This is a genomic window from Pseudoxanthomonas koreensis, assembly GCF_010093225.1.
Taxonomy (GTDB): Bacteria; Pseudomonadota; Gammaproteobacteria; order Xanthomonadales; family Xanthomonadaceae; genus Pseudoxanthomonas; species Pseudoxanthomonas koreensis.
In genome coordinates this window covers 1-21421 of record NZ_PDWM01000017.1, presented here as the reverse complement: position 1 = coordinate 21421, position 21421 = coordinate 1, and the positions used below count along the sequence as shown (strand labels likewise).

The following is a 21421-nucleotide window of genomic DNA, read 5'->3' as shown; positions in this document are numbered from 1 at the left end:
CGCGGCCGGCTTCCAGGGAGGCCCGATCATACTTGCGGCGCGAAAGCACGGGCAAGTATGCTGGCCGCGAGGCTGGGCCCTGGACGGCCCGCCATTCAGCCTTACGCACGCAATGCCGGAAGCCGACTTGACCGACACCCCGCCGCGGCCTTCGCCGACCGAAAACCACCTCCTGATCAACGCCTATACGACGCATCCGGAGTCGCCACTGCTGCCGGTCACGCGCCGCATCGCCGACAGCGGCTGCAACCTGGTCGACGCACGCCTGGCCACGGTCGGCCGCGACGTGTCGATGACCGCGCTGGCGACCGGTTCGTGGGACGCGGTGGCCAAGCTCGAAGCCATGCTCGGCCGCCTGGACCGCGAGGAAGGGCTCAAGCTCAACTGGTACCGCACCGCGGCCAAGCAGAGCCAGTCCAACCTGCTGCCCTACATCGTCGAGGTGGTGGCCGCCGACAAGCCCGGCATCCTGTTCCAGCTGGCCGACTTCTTCGACCGCCAGGGCATCACCATCGAGAACCTGCAGAGCACCCGCTACCGGGCGATGCAGACCGGCGCGGAGATGGTCTCGGCGCAGGTCACCATCGGCGTTCCCTCCAACATGCACATCGCCGCGCTGCGCGACGATTTCCTCGAGTTCTGCGACCACCTGAACCTCGACGCGATCATGGATCCGATGAAGTTCTGAGCAGGAGCGCGACCCCGGCACGATGAAACAGCCCAAGCTCGACCGCGCCACCCTCAAGCTGCCGCTGGCCCTTTCCGGCGGCAACAGCGCCACCCTCGCCGACTACGCCGGCCGCTGGCTGGTCCTGTACTTCTATCCCAAGGACAGCACCCCCGGCTGCACCACCGAGGGCCTGGACTTCAACGCGCTGCTGCCGCAGTTCGCCCGGCTCGGCGCCGACGTGCTCGGCGTGTCGCGCGACTCGGTCAGGTCGCACGACAATTTCTGCGCGAAGCAGGGCTTCGATTTCGCCCTGGTCAGCGACGCCGACGAAGCGCTGTGCCGCGCCTTCGACGTGATCCACGAGAAGAACATGTACGGGCGCAAGGTGCTGGGCGTGGTCCGCAGCACCTTCCTCATCAGCCCCGACTCGCGCATCGCGCGCGAATGGCGCGGGGTGAAGGTGCCCGGCCATGCCCAGGCCGTGCTCGACGCACTGAAGGCCGAAACCTCGCAGTGACCGCCATCGCCTCCCTCCCGAGCCGTCGCCCTGCCCCGCAGGCCGCGACGGCTCGCCCCTGTCCGGCACCGGCGCGCGCGACCGCCGCCGATGCCGCACGCACCATCCCGGCCCACCGCCACGCACCGCCCACCAGGAAGCCACGATGACCCGAGGCAAGCGCATCTACGTGCTGGATACCAACGTGCTGATGCACGATCCCACCGCGCTGTTCAAGTTCGACGAGCACGACATCTACCTGCCGATGCAGGTCATCGAGGAGCTGGACAACGCCAAGAAGGGCACTTCCGAGGCCAGCCGCAACGCGCGCCAGGTCAGCCGCTTCCTCAACGAACTGGTCGAGGCCTCGGGACTGGAGAAGCTGGACCAGGGCATCCCGCTGATGCAGCCGCAGGGCGTGCAGCTGCGCGGGCGCCAGATCGCCGGCCTGCTGCGCTTCCAGACCAGCCACTTCGAGGCCGGCAAGAGCTTCGGCGCGGTGATCCCCGACAACGCCATCCTCGGCGCGATCCTGGCGCTGAAGGAGACCACCCCGCCGGAGATCCCGGTGGTGTTCGTCTCCAAGGACATCAACCTGCGGATCAAGGCGGCGATCGCCGGGATCGCGTCGGAGGACTACGAGAACGACCGCGCGCTGGACGACTTCAGCCTGCTGTTCACCGGCGCCACCGAGCTGCCCGACGATTTCTGGGAGAAGCACCGCGACGACCTGCGCTCGTGGTCGGACAAGGGACGCACGACCTACGAAGTGGCCCCGCGCGAGGACGAGGACTGGCACCCGAACCAGTACCTGTACCTGCCCGGCGAGGACGAAGTCGAACTGCGCGTGGCGAAGATCGACGGCGGCAAGGCCACCCTGGCCCTGGTCGACGACTTCCGCGGCGGCCAGCACGCGGTGTGGGGCATCACCGCGCGCAACCGCGAGCAGAACTTCGCGCTCAACGCGCTGATGGACCCGGACATCGACTTCGTCACCCTGCTCGGCACCGCAGGCACCGGCAAGACCCTGCTGGCGCTGGCCGCCGGCCTGGCCCAGACCATGGACCAGCAGCGCTACCGCGAGATCATCATGACCCGCGCCACGGTCAGCGTCGGCGAGGACATCGGCTTCCTGCCCGGCACCGAGGAGGAAAAGATGACGCCGTGGATGGGCGCGCTGACCGACAACCTGGAAGTGCTCACCCACAACCAGGAAGGCGGCGCCTGGGGCCGCGCGGCGACCAACGACCTGCTCGCCAGCCGGATCAAGATCCGCTCGATGAACTTCATGCGCGGCCGCACCTTCCTTTCGCGCTACCTGATCCTGGACGAGGCGCAGAACCTCACCCCCAAGCAGATGAAGACCCTGATCACCCGCGCCGGCCCCGGCACCAAGATCGTGTGCCTGGGCAACGTCGAGCAGATCGACACCCCGTACCTGACCGAGACCACCTCGGGCCTGACCTACGCGGTGGACCGCTTCAAGAACTGGCCGCACAGCGCGCACATCACCCTGCGCCGCGGCGAGCGCTCGCGGCTGGCCGATTTCGCCTCCGAAGTGCTGTAGCGGCGGCCCCGCCGGCACGCTCCCGGTGGCACTGCGCGGAAGCGGGTGCCACCGGTGCCGGCAGCCTCCATCCGGCCCACTGGAATGATGTTTTATACATCACCATAGACTTATGGTGATTGCATCATCACGCCCCATGGCTCCAGAATGCGGCAGGTCCCCACCGAGGCCGCCACCATGATCACCGCCGCGCAGCTGCGCGCCGCACGCGCCCTGCTGGGCATCGACCAGCGCAGCCTGGCCGCGATGGCCGGCGTTTCCCTGCCCACCATCCAGCGCATGGAAGCCAGCGACGGCACCGTGCGCGGCGTGGTCGACACGCTGGTGAAGGTGATCGACGCGCTCGATGCTTCCGGGGTCGAACTGATCGGCCCCGGCCAGCCCAGCCAGGCGCAGGGCCGCGGCGTGCGCCTGAAGGAGCCAGCCTGATGGACACCCGACGCTACCTGCGCCAGTTCGAACCGAAGCTGCTGACCACCTTGCGCGAAGGCTACGGCTGGGGCGACCTGCGCGCCGACGCCGTCGCCGGCCTGACCGTGGCGATCGTCGCCCTGCCGCTGGCCATGGCCCTGGCCATCGCCAGCGGTACCGGCCCGGAAAAGGGCCTGTACACCGCGATCATCGCCGGCTTCCTGATCTCGGCGCTGGGCGGCTCGCGGGTGCAGATCGGCGGGCCGACCGCGGCGTTCATCCCGGTCGTGTTCGTGGTGATCGAGAGGTTCGGCTTCGGCGGCCTGGTGCTGTGCACGCTGCTGGCCGGGCTGATGCTCATCGCCGCCGGCCTGCTGCGGCTGGGCACGCTGATGAAGTACATGCCGCAGCCGGTGACCCCCGGCTTCACCGCCGGCATCGCGGTCAGCATCTTCTCCAGCCAGGTCAAGGACGCGCTCGGCCTGCGGATGGAGTCGGTGCCGGCCGAGTTCGTTCCGCGCTGGACCGCCTACGCCCAGCACATCGCCACTACCCAGCCGGCCGCGGTCGCATTGACCGTGCTGGGGCTGGTGGTGATCTTCGGCCTGCGCCGCTGGAAGCCGAACTGGCCCGGCTTCCTGATCGCGCTGCTGGCCTGCACCGGCGCGTGCCTGGCCTTCGCCCTGCCGGCCGAAACCATCGGCAGCCGCTTCGGCGCGCTGCCGTCGGCACTGCCGGCCTTCGATTTCCCGCACATCCCCTTCGAACGCACCCTGGAGCTGCTGCCCAGTTCGTTCACCATCGCCTTCCTCGCCGGCGTCGAGTCGCTGCTGTCGGCGGTGGTCGCCGACGGCATGACCGGCGGGCGCCACCGTTCCAACGGCGAGCTGGTCGCGCAGGGCGTGGCCAACGTCGGCTCGGCGCTGTTCGGCGGCCTGCCGGCGACCGGCGCGATCGCGCGCACCGCGACCAACATCCGCGCCGGTGGACGCTCGCCGATGGCCGGCATGCTGCACGCCGGGTTCCTGCTGCTGTTCATGCTGGCCCTGGCTCCGCTGATGCGCTACGTGCCACTGCCGGCGCTGTCGGCGGTGCTGCTGGTGGTGGCCTGGAACATGAGCGAGTACCAGCACTTCCGCCACACCCTCTCGGCGCCGTGGGGCGATCGCCTGGTGCTGCTGCTGACCTTCGGCCTGACCGTGTTCTTCGACCTGACCGTCGCCATCCAGGCCGGCCTGGTCACCGCGACGCTGATCTTCATGTACCGCATGGCCGAGAGCGTGGAGATCAGCTCGGGCGTGCGCGCCACCGACGACGACCTGTACGCCGACCCGCAGCGCGCCGCCGACGAAAGCCAGCGCCTGCGCCTGCCCAAGGGCGTGGAGGCCTTCCAGATCAGCGGCCCGCTGTTCTTCGGCGCGGCCAACCGGCTCGACAGCCTGCTCGACCAGTTCGTCGACCCGCCGAAGGTGTTCATCCTGCGCATGCGCCTGGTGCCGATCGTCGACGCCAGCGGCGTGCACGCGCTGGCGAACCTGGCCCGGCGCTGCGCGCGGCGCGGCATCGTGCTGGTCGTGTCCGGGCTGCAGCCGCAGCCGAACCGGGTCCTGGCCGACATGGACTTCGGCGCGATGCACGCGCAGGTGCACTTCGTCTCCAACTTCGACCGCGCCCTGCAGATGGCCGCTTCGCTGCTCGAGGACGGCGGGCACGCCCCGGCCACGCGCGCCGGTGCAGAATAGCGGCATGGCCGCCGACCCGAACGATATCCGCCCCGTCTCCGTCCTCACCATCGCCGGCTCCGATTCCGGCGGCGGTGCCGGCATCCAGGCCGACCTGAAGACCTTCGCCGCGCACGGCGTGCACGGGCTGTCGGCGCTGGCCGCACTGACCGCACAGCACACCCGCGGGGTGACCGCGGTGCACGTGCCGCCGCTGGATTTCCTCGACGCGCAGATCGATGCATGCTTCGACGACTTCCGCATCGGCGCGGTCAAGCTGGGCATGCTCGCCAGCGCCGACGTCATCGAGGCCGTCGCCCGCGCGCTGGAACGGCACCGCCCCGCGCACGTGGTGGTGGATCCGGTGATGGTCGCCACCAGCGGCGCGCGCCTGCTGCAGGAAGACGCCCTGCACGCGCTGCGCACGCGGCTGCTGCCGCTGGCCACCGTGCTCACCCCGAACCTGCCGGAAGCCGAACTGCTGCTGGGCTGGAAGATCGACGACCTGGCCGCGATGTCCGCCGCGGCCGCGGCGCTGCGCGCGCTCGGCGCACCGGCGGTGCTGCTCAAGGGCGGACACCTGGCCGGGCCGGGCGAGGTGGTCGACATCCTTGCCGATGCCGAAGGCGAGCAGCGCACCGCGCATCCGCGGCTGCGCCTGGAAGCACACGGCACCGGCTGCACCCTCGCCTCGGCGATCGCCGCCAACCTCGCCCGCGGCCTGCCGCTGCGCGAAGCCTGCGCGGCGGCGACCGGCTACGTGCATGCGGCGCTGCTCGGCGGCTACCGCCCCGGCCGCGGCGAGGTGGTGGTGCTCGACCACTTCGCGACGATGCCGTGCAGATGATCGAGGCCAACGGAGCCACCGAGGCGACCGTAGCCGCCGCCGACGGCCACCGCTGGACCCTGCTCGCGCATGCACCGGCGCGGCCGCGCGCGCGACTGCTGTGGCTGCCGGCGCTGGGCGTGGCTGCGCGCCACTACCTGCCGCTGGCCGAGGCACTGGCCAGGCAAGGCATCGCCACCCACCTGCACGAATGGCGCGGCAACGGCAGCAGTTCGCTGCGCCCGTCGCGCGAACAGGACTGGGGCTATCGCGAACTGCTCACGCTGGACCTTCCTGCCAGCCACGCGGCACTGCCCGACGACGGCACCCCGCTGCTGCTCGGCGGCCACAGCCTCGGCGGCCAGCTGTCCTGCTGCTTCGCCGGCCAGCATCCGCAGGCCTTCGCCGGCCTGTGGCTGGTCGCCAGCGGCACGCCGTACTGGCGCAGCTTCCCGCCGCCGCGGCGCTGGCTGCTGCCATCGCTGTACCGCTTCCTGCCCTGGCTGGCGCGGCGGCACGGCACGCTGCCGGGCCGGCGGCTGGGGTTCGGCGGCAACGAGGCGCGCAGCCTGATCGCCGACTGGGCGCGGGTCGGCCTGGGCAACCGCTACGCGGCCGCCGGCCTCGACCGCGACCTCGAGGCAGGCATCGCACGGCTGCACGTGCCGGCCCATGGCGTGCTGCTGGCCGACGACTGGCTGGCACCGGGCGACTCGCTGCACGCGCTGCTGGCCAAGCTGCCGCATGCGCCGGTGCGGATCACGCACCTGGATGCGGCAACGCTGCAGGCGCCGGCCGATCACTTCAGCTGGATGCGGCACCCGGACGCGGTCGCCACGACCCTGGCTGAAGGACTCGGAGCCGGAACCGGCGCGGACGATTGACGGCCGCCGGAAGCTCACGCATAATTCCGCGCCTTGAAACGCGCCCGTAGCTCAGCTGGATAGAGTACCTGGCTACGAACCAGGCGGTCGGGAGTTCGAATCTCTCCGGGCGCGCCATTTGCAAAGGGCCGGTGACTCATGTCGCCGGCCCTTCTTTTTGCCTCCGCAGCGGCGCCTTACTTCGCCGGCGCGCTGCCCGGCGGGAAGCCGGCGAACATGTCGGCGATGCCGGCCCGCACCAGCGCATCCACCTTGGCCGGATCGTCCGGCACCGTGTCGCTGGCGGTACCGCGCCAGATCGCCTGCTTGGTCTGGGTGTCGAACAGGTCGATGATCAGCGTGCCCACCGTATAGGTGCGGACGTGGGTGGTGGAGCTGCCCATGCCCATGCCGCCGTACCAGCCCGGGCCCCAGCCCCAGCCGCCGTACATCGGGCCCGAATACATGGTGTCCAGGCTCTGCTGCTGCTTGGTGGCCACGTGCGCGACCACGGCCACGTCGCCATTGGCCGCCTCGGTCCAGCCCTTGGCGTGCAGCTGCGCGTTCACGTACTCCACGATCCGCTGCGAAGCCAGCGGCGACACGCCCTGCTGCTCGGGCTTGCTCAGCCAGGTGTAGGTGCGGTAGCTGCTGAAGTTCGCCGACGGGTCCGCGTCGGTGTGCACGGTCGGCGTGCTGGCGCAGCCGGCCATCATCAGGATCGCGGCTGCGACGAGTACGAAACGCTTCATGTCATTCCTCCATTGGGTCTGATGCTGGCCTGGAATCGTCCCGCGCCGCTCAGGGCGCGGGTACGACCACGTATTGCACGGCGGTACCGGCGTACTGCGGCTGGTACCAGGTTGAACCGCACTGCTGGTAGGTCATGCCGTTGACCATGACCGGCACGCAGCCGGGCGGTACCGTGTTGACGATCGAACCGATCACCGCCGAGGTGAGCGCCACCGCGCCGGTCACCGCGGCCGCGGTCGCCACCGGATGGTCGTCCCAGTGGTCGCCGTGGCAGCAGCCGTCGTCGACGTCGATGTGGACCTCGCGACTGCTGTCGATGTTGACGTTGCTGCTGCGGCTGACGCTGGTGTTGCGGTTCGTGCTGGTATTGCGGTTGGCATTGGCGCTGGCGGCGCGCCCGCCGCCCTGCGCGGTGCTGCGCGCGCCGGCCTCGGCGTGCCCGCGCTGTGCCTGCACCGGCCGGTTGACGTTGCCGCTGGCGCTGGCCCGGGTGCCCGGGCGCGCGGCTTCGGCCTGCATGACCGGCGCCAGCGCGCCGGCCGCCACCAGCAGCAACGACACGGCCAGGCCCAGGGTTCCGCGGGAACATGCGTGCATGTCAGTCCTCCTTGCCTTCCAGCGCCGCGTGCACCGGCACCAGCCTGATCCGGTTGGCATCGGCCGGCGGCGCGAAGGCGAACGTCGCATCGGTGATCGGGGTCTTCGTGTCCCAGTGCAGCACGGCGCTGAACTCCGGCAACGCCGGATCGTCCTGGCCGACGATCACCAGCTTGCGCGGCAGCGATGAATCCTTCGAGATCCACACCTGCCAGTCCGCGCCTTCCTGGCGGAAGGCCCAGTGCTCGACGCGATCGCCGTCGACGATGCCGTCGCCCACCCGGAACGCGGTGGTGATGGCCGCCAGCGGCGCCGCTTCGGTGCCCCACAGGAACAGGTCGGTCAGCGGCAACGCCAGCCCGTAGCGGCTCGCGGCGTTGGTCACCAGCTGGCCGAGCGTGCGCGCCTCGGTGTCGACGGTGGCGTAATAGTTCAGCTGCGGCGCCCACACCGTCAGCTGCCTGCCGTCGAAAAACACCTGGCGGTCGTAGCTGTCGTTGCTCATGTCGACCCGCAGCCGGTCGGGGGTGCGCGCCCGGTAGCGGATGTCCTGGTCGATCTCGATCTTCTGCCCGTTCTCGAGCACCAGCTCGATGCTGGCGTCGGACACGACCTCGAACTGGCCCAGGCCGCGCAGGGCGCGCCCCATCTTCTCCAGCGCGGCGACCGCGGCCGGATCGACCGCCGCCTCCGTCCCCGCTGCAGCGGGGGCTGCGGGAGCTGCGGCGCGGGCGGCGGGCGCGATGGCCGGCACTGCCAGTGCCATGCAACCGGCGACCATGAACTGCAGGTATCGACTGGGCCGAGTCATCTCAACTCCCGGTACGGACGGTGGCGTCCCGGATCGTAATTCCGCGGCCGTCGCGCGACAAATAGGCCCAAGGACCAATGCAGCCGGCGCCGCGGCTAGCGATGATGCGCATGGAGCATCGCCCGGCCGGCGCGCGGGACGCGCAGGCACGGAACGAGCCGCACGGAGGCGTTCCGCCGCTCCGGTTCACGCGGCCTTTACAACCACCTGTCTGGCACTGCCGGAGGAACACATGCGACGCACATCTTCCCTGATCGCCGGCCTCCTGCTTCTGGTGCTGTCCCTGCCCGCATTGTGCGCCGCGCCGAGCTCGATCGACGCGCGCCCCTTCCCGCGCCAGTACAGCGCCTCCAACACGCCCTTCACCGTCTACCAGCCGCAGATGGAAAGCTGGGAAGGCAACCGGCTCAAGGGCCGTTTCGCGGTGTCGGTGAAGAGCGGCACCGCCACCGACGCCGACGGCAAGCCGGTCGACAACCTCGACTACGGCGTGGTCTGGTTCAGCGCGCTCACCGAAGTGGACAAGGAGGCCCGCGAGGTCGTGCTGCGCAATGCCACGTTCGACCGCGCCAGCTTCCCGACCGCGATCCCCGACCAGGACAAGTACCTGGCCATGGTCCGCAGCGTGGTCCGCGATGGCGCCACCTTCACCATCGACCTGGACCAGCTCGAGTCCGCGCTGGCGGTAAGCCAGGCGGACAAGCAGCCGGCCTCGCTGCCGGTGAAGAACGTGCCGCCGGAGATCGTGATCGCGTTCAAGCCCACCCAGCTGCTGCTGGTCGATGGCAAGCCGGCGTTGCGGCAGACCTCGATGGACGGCGTGCAGCGGGTGATCAACAGCCGCTCGCTGCTGCTGTTGCGCGACGGCCGTTACTACACCCGGATCGCCGGCCGCTGGGCCAGCGCGGCGGCCTTGGAAGGCCCGTGGAGCCGGGTCGACAAGGTCGACAAATCGCTGCAGGCCGCGGCCGACCAGGCCGCCGGCCAGCACCTGGTCGACACCCTGGACGATCCGCCGGACTCGCTGGAGAAGCTGCTCGCATCCGGTGGTTTCCCCGACATCCTGGTGCGCACCGGCCCGGCCGAGCTGATCGTGGTCGACGGCGACCCGCAGTTCGCGCCGATCCCGGGCACCTCGCTGAGCTACATCGCCAACACCCGCGCCGACGTGATCATCAACGGCGCCAAGGGCAACGCCTGGTACGTGCTGGTGTCGGGCCGCTGGTTCACCTCCGCGTCCAGCCGCGGACCGTGGCAGCACGTCGCCTCCGACAAGCTGCCGGTGGACTTCGCCAGGATCCCGCCGGACAGCCCCAAGGGCAGCGTGCTGGCCTCGATCGCCGGCACCCCGGAGGCGTTCGAGTCGCTGATCGCCAACAGCATCCCGCAGACGGCCACGGTCGACCGCAACGAGGCCAGGCTGGAGGTGAAGTACGACGGCGAACCGAAATTCGAGGCCATCGACGGCACCAGGCTGCAGTACGCGGCCAATACGCCGGTGCCGGTGATCCTGGTGCCGGGCGGCGCGTACTACGCGGTGGACAAGGGCGTCTGGTTCACCGCAACCGCCGCCACCGGCCCCTGGCGCGTGGCCGACAGCGTGCCGCCGGAAATCTATTCGATCCCGATCAGCTCGCCGCTGCACTACGTCACCTACGTGCGCGTGTACGGCGGCGAGGGCGACGATGTGTATGTCGGCTACACCCCCGGCTACTACGGCACGGTGGCCAGCAACGGCGTGGTCGTCTACGGCACCGGCTACTACTGCGACCCGTGGATCTACGACTACTGGTACGGCTGCCCGGCCACCTACGGCATGGGCGTGTACTTCGGCTGGAGCTCGTATGCGGGCTGGAGCTTCGGCTTCGGCTGGGGCTATTACCCCTGGTACCCGTGGTGGGGCCCGTGGTGGGGTTATCCGGGTGGCTGGTGGGGCGGCGCCGGCGCCTGGAACTTCTACGGACGCTGGGGCAATGCAGTGGTCGCCGGCACCGGCGCGGCCTGGGCCAACCCGTACACCGGCAACGTCGGCCGCGGCTACCGCGGCGGCTACCACAACGAGCGCACCGGCGGGCGCGGCGCCGGCCGTGGCTACGTCAACACAAACGTCTACACCGGCACCACCAGCGCCGCCGCCCAGGGCATCCGCTACAACCCGGAGACCGGGCGCGTGGTCGGCGGCACCGGCGGCGCGGCCTACAACCCCTATACCGGGCAGAAGGCTGCCGGCGGCACGCGCACGGTGGTCAACACCGAAACCGGCCGCACCACCGAGATGGCGGCGGGCAAGGTGTCCGGCCCGGAAGGCGCAGCGGGCGCGGGCGCGATCAACAGCGACGGCCAGCGGGTCGATATCAGCGGTGCCGGCGGCTACCGCTACAACACCGACACCGGCGAGTTCGACCGCGGCGGCGTGGCCAAGATCAACGACGAGGTCTTCGCCGGCAAGGACGGCAACGTCTACCACTACCAGGACGGCGAGTGGCAGGAGGTCAACCGGCCCGAGCCCAAGCGCGGCGACATCGACAGCCAGACCCGCAACGACCTGGTCCGCGACCGCGCTGCGCGCGAGGGCGGCTACCAGCGCTCGAACAGCGGCGCCACGCAGCGGCCGGCCGGTGGCTATTCGCGTCCGGCGGGCGGATTCTCGCGCCCTGCAGGCGGGTTCTCCAGGCCGATGGGTGGCGGTGGTCGCCGGCGTTGAGGGCTGGCCGGCGGTCGCCGAAGCCGGCGGCTCGCGGCGGCCGGCGGCACGGGCTGCGATGACGCCCCGTGCCGCCTGCCTGGCGTGGATAGCGCTGGCGGCCTGCGCCGCGGCGCCGGGACTGCAGGCGGGCGAGCCCACCGGCCATGGCGGGCCGCCCGTGGCTGTGGCTGGTGATGCCGCGTCTGGTGATGCCGCGTCTGGTGATGGCGCGGACGGCAAGGACGGCGCGTCCACCTTCCGCGACCCGCACGATGGTGGCTTCGACATGTCGAAGTGGCTGCTGGAGCGGCACGGTTTCCTGCCGGTGCCGATCGTCATCACCGATCCGGCGCTGGGCTACGGCGGCGGCATCGTGTTCGCCTTCTTCCACCGGCCCAAGGGCGCGCCGAGCACGCGCACCGCGTCGGACGGCAGCACGCAGATGATCGCGCCGAACCTGATGGGCGCGCTGGTGATGAAGACCGAGAACGGCAGCAAGGCCTACGGCGGCGGCGGCATCCTGCACTTCCGCGAGGACACCTGGCGCTACAAGGGCGGCGTGGCCGACGCCGATTTCAACATCGATTTCTTCACCGGCGGTGGCGTGTTGCCGGAGACGCGGGTGGCGGTGAACCTGACCGGCCTGGGTTCGATGCAGCAGGTTTCGCGTCGGATCGGCGACCAGGAACTGTTCCTGTCGGCGCAGTGGATCTACACCGACCTGGATCCGCGGCTGCAGGACCAGGGGCAGCGCCCGCTGTTCGACGATGTCGATTTCGCGCAGGTCAATTCGGGTCTGGGCCTGGCCCTGGAGTACGACAGCCGCGACAACACCTTCACCCCATCGCGCGGCTACCTGGCGATGGCCCAGGGCAACGCCTACCTGACCCGGCTCGGCAGCGACGTGACCTTCCAGTACTACCGTGCGCACGGCTACGGCTACTGGCCGCTCGGTACGCAGCTGGTGCTGGGCGGGCGCGCGGACCTGCGCCATGCCGATGGCGACGTGCCGTTCTACCGCCTGCCCTTCATCGACCTGCGCGGCATCGCCTCGGCGCGCTACCAGGACGAGACCGTCGCCGTACTGGAGACCGAGCTGCGCTGGAACCTCACCCCGCGCTGGGCCGGGATCGGCTTCGCCGGCGCAGGCCGCGCCTGGGGCGAGCGCGCCGGCTTCGGCGACGCATCGACCGCGGTCAGCAAGGGCCTGGGCGTGCGCTACCTGGTCGCGCGCCGGCTGGGGCTGTACATGGGCCTGGACTACGCCTGGGGGCCGGAAGACCGGACTGCGATCGTCCAGTTCGGCAGCGCCTGGCGCTGAGGCCGGAAACGAAGAAGCCGCCTGGCGGAGGCGGCTTCGACGGGAATTTCCTGCTTTTTCGAACTGGCGGAGTGAGAGGGATTCGAACCCTCGATAGAGCTTTTGACCCTATACTCCCTTAGCAGGGGAGCCCCTTCGGCCTCTCGGGCATCACTCCGTTCGACCCGCGCAGCGCCTGGGGCGCCCGCGGGCCGCAAAGGATACCGTCTGGGCCCATTCGCGGCAAACGTTTCCGCTCAGGCGGCCGGATCGCCCTCGCCCTCGCCCGCGGTGCCCGGCGCCTCGCCGCGCTGGATCCGCTGGTAGATCTCCTCGCGGTGTACGGCCACGTCCTTCGGCGCGGTGATGCCGATCCGCACCTGGTTGCCCTTGACCCCGAGCACGGTAACGCTGATCGAATCACCGATCATCAGGGTTTCGCCTACGCGGCGGGTAAGAATCAGCATTGTCTATCTCCTTTGCGCCGGCATCCCTTCGCCGGCCTGCGCATGGCCCCTGGCTGGGGCATGCGCGTCCACATCCGCCGCGCACGAAACCGCAACAAGTGCCGGATCGTACTGCTGCCGCCGCGAACCGGGCAAGGCCCGCAAGGCGGCGTACCGGAACTGGTGGCCCGGGCGCCAGCGCCCTACTGCAGGCGCTGGCCGACCCAGGCGTGAACCTCGTCGAGGGCAAGGGCAAGGGCGGGCCCGTCCTCGCCACCACCCTGGGCGAGGTCCGGGCGACCACCGCCCTTGCCTCCGATACGACCGGCCACGTGGGCCAGAAGTTCGCCGGCCTTGACCTTGCCCGTTGCGGCTCCGTTCACGCCTGCGACCAGCGCGGCCTTGCCTTCCTGCGCCCCGGCGAGCACCACCACGGTGTCGCCGAGCTGCTGCTTGAGCCGGTCCACCGCCTCACGCAGGCCCTTGGCGTCGATGCCCTCCAGGCGCGCGGCGAGGACCTTGATCCCGCCCACGTCCACCGCGGCCGACGCCAGATCGGCGGCGGCGCTGCTGGCGGCCTTCGCCTTGAACGACTCGATCTCGCGCTCCAGCCTGCGGATGCGCTCGGCCAGCGAGCGCGCCTTCTCGACCACGTCGGCGCGGCTGCCGCCGAGCACGGCGGCGGCCTCGTCCAGGCTGCGGCCTTCGGCGGCGGCATGGTCCAGCGCGCCCTGCCCGGTCACCGCCTCGATCCGGCGCACGCCGGCGGAGACGCCGCCCTCGGAGACGATACGGAAGAAGCCGATGTCGCCGGTGCGGCCGACATGGGTACCGCCGCACAGCTCGACCGACTCGCCCATCTTCACCACGCGCACGCGCTCGCCGTACTTCTCGCCGAACAGCGCCATCGCGCCCATGTCCAGCGCTTCCTGGATGCCCATCTGCCGGATCACGACCTCGTGGTTGGCGCGGACCTCGTCGTTGACCATGCGCTCGATCGCCGCCAGTTCCTCGCCGGCGACGGGCTGGAAGTGCGAAAAGTCGAAGCGCAGGCGGTCGGGCGCGACCAGCGAGCCCTTCTGCGCCACGTGGGTGCCGAGCAGGCCACGCAGGGCGCCGTGCAGCAGGTGGGTGGCGGAGTGGTTGAGGATGATGGTGGCGCGGCGGGCACCGTCGACCGCGCCGGACAGCACGTCGCCGACTTTGATCGAACCTTCGGCGACGCGGCCGAGGTGGCCGTGGAACTGGCCGGCGAACTTGTGCGTGTCGGCCACGTCGATGCGCACGCGCGGCGCCTCCAGGGTGCCGGTGTCGCCGACCTGGCCGCCGGACTCGGCGTAGAACGGGGTGTGATCGGTGAGCACGATGACGTCGTCGCCGGCTGCGGCCGACTCGACCGGGCGACCGTCGCGCAGCAGGGCCACGACCTTGAGGTCGCCGGCCTGCAGCTGGTCATAGCCGAGGAATACGGTCGGCTGCAGGGTGGCGACCAGGTCGGCCGGCAGCTGCACGCCACCGCCGAACTTGCCGGCCGCGCGTGCCGTCTCGCGCTGCTGCTCCATCGCCGCGTCGAAACCGGCAACGTCCACGCCCAGGCCACGCTCGCGGGCGATGTCCTGGGTCAGGTCCAGCGGGAAGCCGTAGGTGTCGTACAGGCGGAACGCATCCACGCCAGGGATGGTGCCGTCGGCCGCACGCGCAGCGACGTCCTCGAAGATCTTCATGCCGGCGTCGAGCGTTTCGGCGAAGCGCTCCTCTTCGGCCTTGAGCGCGCGCTCGACGGTGGACTGCGCCTCCGGAAGTTCCGGGTAAGCCTCGCCCATCAGCGCCGACAGGGTCGGCACCAGCTGGTGGAAGAACGGCTCGCGCACGCCCAGCATCCAGCCGTGGCGCAGGGCGCGGCGGATGATCCGGCGCAGCACGTAGCCGCGGCCCTCGTTCGACGGCAGCACGCCGTCGACGATCAGGAAGGCGCTGGCGCGGATGTGGTCGGCGATCACCCGCAGCGACTTGTTCTCCAGGTCGGCGGTGCCGGTGAGCCGGGCGGCGTGGCCGATCAGCGCCTGGAACAGGTCGATCTCGTAGTTGGAGTGCACGTGCTGCAGGATCGCGGCCAGCCGCTCCAGGCCCATGCCGGTGTCCACGCACGGCGCCGGCAGCGGCACCAGGGTGCCGTCCGGCTGCTTGTCGAACTGCATGAACACCAGGTTCCAGATCTCGATGAAGCGGTCGCCGTCCTCGTCAGGCGAGCCCGGCGGACCGCCGGCGATGTGCGCGCCGTGGTCGTAGAAGATCTCGGTACACGGACCGCAGGGGCCGGTGTCGGCCATCTGCCAGAAATTGTCCGAGGCGTACGGCGCGCCCTTGTTGTCGCCAATGCGGACGATGCGCTCCTCGGGCACGCCGACCATGTCGCGCCACAGCGCATAGGCCTCGTCGTCGTTGTGGTAGACGGTGACCAGCAGGCGCTCGGCCGGCAGCTTCCACACCCCGGTCAGCAGTTCCCAGGCCCAGGCGATCGCGTCCTTCTTGAAGTAGTCGCCGAACGACCAGTTGCCCAGCATCTCGAAGAAGGTGTGGTGGCGGGCGGTGTAGCCGACCGAATCGAGGTCGTTGTGCTTGCCGCCGGCGCGCAGGCAGCGCTGGACGTCGGCCGCGCGCACGTAGCTGCGCTTCTCCGCGCCCAGGAACACGTCCTTGAACTGGACCATGCCCGAGTTGGTGAACAGCAGGGTCGGGTCGTTGCCCGGCACCAGCGGGGCCGAGGGCACGATGGTGTGGCCCTTGCCCTGGAAGAATTCGAGGAAATCGCTGCGGATGCGGGCGGTGGTGTAGGCGGGGCTGGAGGCGGTCATCTGGCTTCGGCTGGCGGACGGGTCGCGGCCGGACATGGCCCTGGGGCCGCCCGGCGGGACGGGAAATTCAACCTGCAAAGGGTAGCAGAGCGTGGGGCGTGGCCCACGGATGCCGGGAGTGCGGGGTGAACGCCGGGATGAACGCGGGCGTGGCGGCGATGGCCGGCCCGGGTACCGGCGCGTCAGTCGTCCGGATCGAAACGGCTGGCGGCGCGGATGCTGTCGCCGTCGAAACCGCGGCGCGCCAGCAGGTCGGCGGCCTTGCGGCGCTGGGCCAGGTCGAGCGGACCGGCCGGGCCGAAGCGGCGCCGGACCAGGTCGCGGGCGATGGCGGTCCAATCGCCCCCGTAGCCTTCCAGCGCGGCGGCGATGGCCTCCCCGCCCAGGCCATGGGTCCCCAGTTCGGCGCGGATGTAGAGCGGGCCGTAGCCGGCGCCGGCGCGGCCGCGGACCAGCGCTTCGGCGAAACGGGTGTCGTCCTGCCAACCCTCGCTGGCCAGGCGCTCGACCGCCGCGGCGGCCTCTCCGGCCTCGACCCCGCGCGCGGCCAGCTTGCGGGCCAGCTCCTTGCGCGAATGCTCGCGGCGCACCAGCAGGCCCAGCGCACGCTGCACCGGCGTCGGTGGCGGCCGCCGGCTGCGACGGCGACCCGGCACGGCGGCGTCACCCGCAACCGGCGCGCCCGTCCCTTCCGGAACCTCGTCCTGCGTCCCGTCATCGCCCGGCAGGCGATCGTTTCCGTGCGGATCCTGGCTCATCGCTCCACTGCAAGATGTGCGCCGTCCGTGGCGCCTGCCCTCCTGGCCTCCGGAGACCGCTCCCCGCCATCACGCCACTGACAGCGCTCCGGCGGGGAGACGGAACCGATGGCAGCGCCTGCGCGCCGCCGCTTACTCGTCGTCGCCCTCGCCTTCCTCGCGCGCGCCCTGCTCGGGCTGGAACTTCTCGCGCAGTTCGGCCTCGAGCTTCGCCGCCACCGCCGGGTTCTCGCGCAGATACTGGCGCGAGTTGTCCTTGCCCTGGCCGATGCGCTCGCCGTTGTAGCCGTACCAGGCGCCGGACTTGTCGACCAGCTTGGCGTCCACGCCCATGTCGATCAGCTCGCCCTCGCGGCTGATGCCCTCGCCGTACAGGATCTCGGTGACGATCTGCTTGAACGGGGGCGCCAGCTTGTTCTTGACCACCTTGATCTTGGTCTGGTTGCCGATGATCTCGTCGCCCTTCTTGATCGCGCCGATGCGACGGATGTCCAGGCGCACCGAGGCGTAGAACTTCAGCGCATTGCCGCCCGTGGTCACCTCCGGGCTCTGGCCCGGCATCATCACGCCGATCTTCATGCGCAGCTGGTTGATGAACACCACCAGGGTGTTGGAGCGCTTGATGTTGCCGGTCAGCTTGCGCAGTGCCTGGCTCATCAGGCGCGCCTGCAGGCCGGGCAGCTGGTCGCCCATCTCGCCCTCGATCTCCGCCTTCGGCGTCAGCGCGGCGACCGAGTCGACCACCAGGATGTCGATCGAGCCAGAGCGCACCAGCATGTCGGCGATCTCCAGCGCCTGCTCGCCGGTGTCCGGCTGCGACAGCAGCAGGTCGTCGACGTTGACGCCCAGCTTGGCCGCGTAGACCGGGTCCAGCGCGTGCTCGGCGTCGATGAAGGCGGCGGTGCCGCCCTGCTTCTGGCATTCGGCGATGGCCTGCAGGGTCAGGGTGGTCTTGCCCGAGGACTCCGGCCCGTAGATCTCGACCACGCGGCCCTTCGGCAGGCCGCCGATGCCCAAGGCGATGTCCAGCATCAGCGAGCCGGTCGGGACGACCTCGACCGCCTCGATCGCGCGGTCGCCCATGCGCATCACCGAACCCTTGCCGAACTGCTTGTCGATCTGGCTCAGGGCCGCGGCAAGGGCGCGCTTCTTGTTCTCGTCCATCTGGAAGTCCTCGGGTGTCAGTGGTGTGGTGCGAAGTCTGCGGAGGCCCGGTCGCACAGGCTGCGACCTGGCCGGGGAAATCGAAACTAGTCGCCGCCGGGGGACCGGCCCATCGCCGCGGCGCGCCGCCGGCCGTGGGGAAACACCTCGCGGCCGGCAGGAAAAACGCCCATCAGCGGTTCGGCCTGACCAGGCCGCAATACAGGCCCTCGATGGCGAAGTCCTGGTCCGGCAGCACCTCGATCGGGGCGTAGTCCGGATTGCGCGGCAGCAGGCGGATGCGGTCCTTGCCGATCTTCAGCAGCTTGACCGTGATCTCCTCGTCCACCCGCGCCACCACGATCTGGCCCGAGCGCGCGTCGCGGGTGCGGTGTACGCCGATCAGGTCGCCGTCGAAGATCCCCTCGTCGCGCATCGAGTCGCCCTGGACCTTGAGCAGGTAGTCCGGCGAGGGCGAGAACAGCACCCGGTCCAGGACCACGAAGCTCTCGGCCAGGTCGGCCGGCGCGTCGGCGCCGATCGGCAGGCCGGCAGCGACCCGGCCAAGCACCGGCAGGCGCAGCGCGTCGTCGTCATTGACCGCCGGCGGCAGCGCCAGCTCCGGCTGCACCGCCGGCGGCAGTTGCTTCACCCGGATCCCGCGCGCCCGCCCCGGCACCCGCTCGATCGCCCCGGCCGCTTCCAGCGCCTCCAGGTGGTACTGCGCCGCGCGCACGCCCTTGAAGCCGAAAGCGCGGGCGATCTCGGCCTGCGACGGCGGCATGCCCTCGGCCTCGATGCGTTCGGCGATCAGGGCGAGGATGGCCTGCTGGGTGTCGGTGAGCGTGTCCATGGTTAGTAGTAATACTACTAACGCTGGTGGGCCGCAAGGGGGGCGCCATGTTTGCCCCTGTAGGAGCGGACATGGCCGCGACCCGGCGTCGGCACAGGGGACGGCGTCATGGTTCCGACGACCGGGTCGCGGTCATGCCCGCTCCTACAACACCGTTGCTTCCGGTTCGCGCCTTTCCTCAGCGCCGGCCGCTGCGCCAGATCGAGAGCAGGATCCACATGCCGATCAGGGCGGCGCCGACGAAGCCCAGGGCCCCCAGCGCCAGCAGCCAGCGGCTGGGCACGCCGCCGCCGGCGCTGTTCATCACGATCGACGAGCCGATCACCAGGGCGGCGGTGACCACGCCCATGGTCAGGCGGTTGGCGGCGCGGTCGACCTGGTCGCCGAAGGCCTTCAGCGAGGTCACCTCGATCTGCATGTTCAGCCGCCCGCGCCGCGCCGCGCGCAGCAGGCGGCGCAGTTCGCGCGGCAGGTCGCCGGCCAGTTCCAGCGCGTCGATCGCGCCGCGGCGGCCACGGCGCAGCAGCGCGCGCGGCGAATAGCGCTGCAGCAGCACCTTCTCCACGTACGGGCGCGCGGCCCCGGCCATGTCGAAATCCGGGTCCAGCTGCCGGCCCAACCCTTCCAGGGTCAGGAACGCCTTGATCATGAGCGCCAGGTCCGGCGGCAGGCTCAGGCCGTGCTCGCGCAGGATCGTGGTCACGTCCAGCAGCATCGCGCCCATCCGCAGGTCCTTCAGCGGCACCCCGCGGTACTGGTCGACGAAGGCGCCGATGTCGGCCTGCAGGCGGGTCTCGTCGGTTTCGCCCGCGCCCTCGCCCCACTCCATCAGCACGTCGGTGACCGCCTCGGCCTCGCGCTCGACCAGGCCGTGCAGCAGCTGCACGATCTGCACGCGGCGCTGCTCGGACAGCCGCCCGACCATGCCGAAATCGATCACGCCGATGCGGTCACCTGGCAGGTAGAAGATGTTCCCCGGGTGCGGGTCGGCGTGGAAGAAGCCGTCCTCCAGCACCATCTTCAGCACGATGCCCGCGCCTTCCCGGGCCAGCCGGCGACGGTCCAGTCCCGCCGCATCGACCGCGGCCAGGTCCGGCCCGGGGATGCCGGCGACGAAGTCCTGCACGTTGAGCCGCTCGCTGGTCCATTGCCAGTGCACGCGCGGCACCACGATCCCGTCGTGGCCGGCGAAGTTGGCGGCGATGCGCTCGGCGTTGCGGCATTCGGCGGCGAAGTCCAGTTCGCGGCGCAGCGATTGCGCGAACTGCTGCACCACCTCGCGCGGGCGGTAGCGCTGCAGGTCCGGCGCCTGCGCCTCGACGATCTCGGCCAGCCGCGCCAGCAGGCGCAGGTCGGCCTCGACCGTGTCGCGGATGCCGGGCCGGCGGATCTTCAGCACCACCGCGGTGCCGTCGGCCAGCCAGGCGCGGTGGGTCTGGGCCAGCGAGGCGGCGGCCAGCGGAGTTTCGTCCAGTTGCGCGAACACTTCTTCCGGTTCGGCGCCCAGGTCCTCGACCAGCTGCGGCCGCACCTGCGCGAACGGCAGCGCCGGCACCGCGTTCTGCAGCTTGCCCAGTTCGACGATCCATTCCGGCGGGAACAGGTCCACGCGCGTGGCCAGCACCTGGCCGAGCTTGACGAAGGTCGGGCCCAGGTCCTCCAGCGCGCGGCGCACGCGTTCGGGAGGGGCCATGTGCGCCATCGCCTCCGGGTCCTGCCAGTGCAGCAGGCGCCCGGCGCGTTCCAGCGCACCGGCCAGGCCGATGCGTCGGACCATGTCGCCGAAACCGTAGCCGACCAGCACCGAGGCGATCTGCTGCAGCCTGCCCAGGTCGCGGACGGTGCCGAGCGTCTCCCACATCAGGCCCGCTCCCTTCGCCGCATCGCGCCGCGGGTCGTGTTCATGCCGGCAGCGACCCGGCGATGCCCTGCAGCGCGCGATCCACGGTCTGCCGGCGCACCGCCTCGCGGTCGCCGTCGAAGTGGAACACCTCGGCGTGGGCGTAACCGCCGCGTCGCTTCCAGGCGATCCAGACCGTGCCCACCGGCTTGTCGGCGCTGCCGCCGCCGGGCCCGGCGATGCCGGTCACCGCGACCGCGACGCTGGCGCCGGAATTCACCAGCGCGCCGGAAACCATCTCGATCGCGGTCTCGCGGCTCACCGCGCCGTGCAGTTCCAGGGTCTGCGGGTGCACGCCCAGCAGCGCCTGCTTGGCCTCGTAGCTGTACACGACCATGCCGCAGTCGAACCAGTCCGAGGAGCCGACGACGTCGGTCAGGCATTTGGCGATCCAGCCGCCGGTGCAGCTTTCGGCGGTGACCAGGGATTCGCGCTGGGTGCGCAGGCGCTCGCCCAGCGCGTGGGCCTGTTCGCGCAGCTGCGCGTCGGTGGGTGTCTGCATCGACGTCGGGGGCGGGTGGGGTCGCCGACCGTTTTAGCCGAAACGCCGGCGTGTGTCTGCCCCGTGGGCTTTCGGCTTGCCGGGGCCGGCGGCGCGGAAAAGCAACAGCTCCGGCTCCGGCGGGGGCCGCCGCGTCTGGAAGTCTTCAAAGCGTCGGCTCCGGCGGGGGCCGCCGCACCTTGGGTATATGGCCCACCCTTCGGGACGACATCCTGTCTTTACGAAGGGCCGTGGCACATCCATGTGCCACTTGGGCCATATAC

19 protein-coding genes and 2 tRNA genes are annotated in these 21421 nt (G+C 70.6%); 10 read left to right on the top strand and 11 right to left on the bottom strand.

The window, feature by feature from the left end; genetic code table 11:
* Positions 1-112: 112 nt before the first annotated feature.
* The 8 genes from CSC64_RS07080 to CSC64_RS07045 all read left to right on the top strand — a co-directional run bounded on the left by CSC64_RS07080 (position 113) and on the right by CSC64_RS07045 (position 6692).
* A complete protein-coding gene (locus CSC64_RS07080) occupies positions 113-688 on the top strand; it encodes a glycine cleavage system transcriptional repressor (RefSeq protein WP_202922331.1) in 576 nt (191 codons plus the stop codon).
* 22 nt (positions 689-710) lie between these two features.
* A complete protein-coding gene (locus CSC64_RS07075; protein WP_162434626.1) occupies positions 711-1187 on the top strand; it encodes a peroxiredoxin in 477 nt (158 codons plus the stop codon).
* A 145-nt stretch (positions 1188-1332) separates the two neighbouring features.
* The gene (locus CSC64_RS07070) at positions 1333-2733 is read left to right on the top strand and encodes a PhoH family protein (protein ID WP_162434625.1); all 1401 of its coding nucleotides are present in this window, start codon (positions 1333-1335) and stop codon (positions 2731-2733) included.
* Positions 2734-2880: 147 nt separating this feature from the next.
* Positions 2881-3162, top strand: a complete 282-nt coding sequence (locus CSC64_RS07065) for a helix-turn-helix domain-containing protein (protein ID WP_238389799.1) — start codon at positions 2881-2883, stop codon at positions 3160-3162.
* Positions 3162-4886, top strand: coding sequence for a SulP family inorganic anion transporter (locus CSC64_RS07060; RefSeq protein ID WP_162434624.1), 1725 nt, complete (start codon positions 3162-3164; stop codon positions 4884-4886). The genes CSC64_RS07065 and CSC64_RS07060 overlap by 1 nt, the downstream gene beginning before the upstream one ends.
* 4 nt (positions 4887-4890) lie before the next feature.
* On the top strand, positions 4891-5712 hold the full coding sequence (gene thiD, locus CSC64_RS07055) for a bifunctional hydroxymethylpyrimidine kinase/phosphomethylpyrimidine kinase (RefSeq protein WP_162434623.1): 822 nt from the start codon (positions 4891-4893) through the stop codon (positions 5710-5712).
* Complete coding sequence (locus CSC64_RS07050; RefSeq protein WP_162434622.1) at positions 5709-6575, top strand: alpha/beta hydrolase family protein; 867 nt, start codon at positions 5709-5711, stop codon at positions 6573-6575. The genes thiD and CSC64_RS07050 overlap by 4 nt, the downstream gene beginning before the upstream one ends.
* A gap of 40 nt (positions 6576-6615) precedes the next feature.
* Positions 6616-6692 (top strand) — tRNA-Arg (locus tag CSC64_RS07045).
* A gap of 59 nt (positions 6693-6751) precedes the next feature.
* Here CSC64_RS07045 and CSC64_RS07040 read toward each other — a convergent pair.
* Genes CSC64_RS07040 through CSC64_RS07030 form a run of 3 tightly spaced genes read right to left on the bottom strand, consistent with a single transcriptional unit; the run spans position 6752 to position 8670 of the window.
* Positions 6752-7306, bottom strand: a complete 555-nt coding sequence (locus CSC64_RS07040) for a DUF4136 domain-containing protein (protein ID WP_162434621.1) — start codon at positions 7304-7306, stop codon at positions 6752-6754.
* Positions 7307-7355: 49 nt separating this feature from the next.
* Positions 7356-7904, bottom strand: a complete 549-nt coding sequence (locus CSC64_RS07035; RefSeq protein ID WP_162434620.1) for a hypothetical protein — start codon at positions 7902-7904, stop codon at positions 7356-7358.
* Position 7905: 1 nt separating this feature from the next.
* Positions 7906-8670 (bottom strand): DUF2092 domain-containing protein, encoded by a 765-nt coding sequence (locus CSC64_RS07030; protein ID WP_238389798.1) that lies wholly within the window; start codon positions 8668-8670, stop codon positions 7906-7908.
* 277 nt (positions 8671-8947) lie between these two features.
* Between CSC64_RS07030 and CSC64_RS07025 the strand changes: the two genes are divergently transcribed.
* Entirely contained in the window at positions 8948-11419 is a 2472-nt protein-coding gene (locus CSC64_RS07025) for a hypothetical protein (RefSeq protein ID WP_162434618.1), read from the top strand.
* Positions 11420-11477: 58 nt separating this feature from the next.
* Positions 11478-12722: a BamA/TamA family outer membrane protein gene (locus CSC64_RS07020; RefSeq protein WP_162434617.1), complete on the top strand. Its 1245-nt coding sequence runs from the start codon at positions 11478-11480 to the stop codon at positions 12720-12722.
* A 64-nt stretch (positions 12723-12786) separates the two neighbouring features.
* Here the strand turns inward: CSC64_RS07020 and CSC64_RS07015 are convergent.
* From CSC64_RS07015 to CSC64_RS06980, 8 genes are all read right to left on the bottom strand, one after another.
* Positions 12787-12879 (bottom strand) — tRNA-Ser (locus CSC64_RS07015).
* A gap of 79 nt (positions 12880-12958) precedes the next feature.
* Positions 12959-13168, bottom strand: coding sequence for a carbon storage regulator CsrA (gene csrA, locus CSC64_RS07010; protein WP_162434616.1), 210 nt, complete (start codon positions 13166-13168; stop codon positions 12959-12961).
* 182 nt (positions 13169-13350) lie between these two features.
* A complete protein-coding gene (gene alaS / locus CSC64_RS07005) occupies positions 13351-16002 on the bottom strand; it encodes an alanine--tRNA ligase (RefSeq protein ID WP_162434615.1) in 2652 nt (883 codons plus the stop codon).
* Positions 16003-16184: 182 nt separating this feature from the next.
* A complete protein-coding gene (gene recX, locus CSC64_RS07000; protein WP_238389797.1) occupies positions 16185-16658 on the bottom strand; it encodes a recombination regulator RecX in 474 nt (157 codons plus the stop codon).
* A gap of 234 nt (positions 16659-16892) precedes the next feature.
* Positions 16893-17924: a recombinase RecA gene (gene recA / locus CSC64_RS06995; protein WP_162434613.1), complete on the bottom strand. Its 1032-nt coding sequence runs from the start codon at positions 17922-17924 to the stop codon at positions 16893-16895.
* A gap of 172 nt (positions 17925-18096) precedes the next feature.
* Positions 18097-18756, bottom strand: coding sequence for a transcriptional repressor LexA (gene lexA, locus CSC64_RS06990; RefSeq protein WP_162434612.1), 660 nt, complete (start codon positions 18754-18756; stop codon positions 18097-18099).
* A gap of 178 nt (positions 18757-18934) precedes the next feature.
* On the bottom strand, positions 18935-20617 hold the full coding sequence (gene ubiB, locus CSC64_RS06985; protein WP_162434611.1) for a 2-polyprenylphenol 6-hydroxylase: 1683 nt from the start codon (positions 20615-20617) through the stop codon (positions 18935-18937).
* 40 nt (positions 20618-20657) lie between these two features.
* The gene (locus CSC64_RS06980) at positions 20658-21158 is read right to left on the bottom strand and encodes a CinA family protein (RefSeq protein WP_162434610.1); all 501 of its coding nucleotides are present in this window, start codon (positions 21156-21158) and stop codon (positions 20658-20660) included.
* Between the last annotated feature and the right edge of the window lie 263 nt (positions 21159-21421).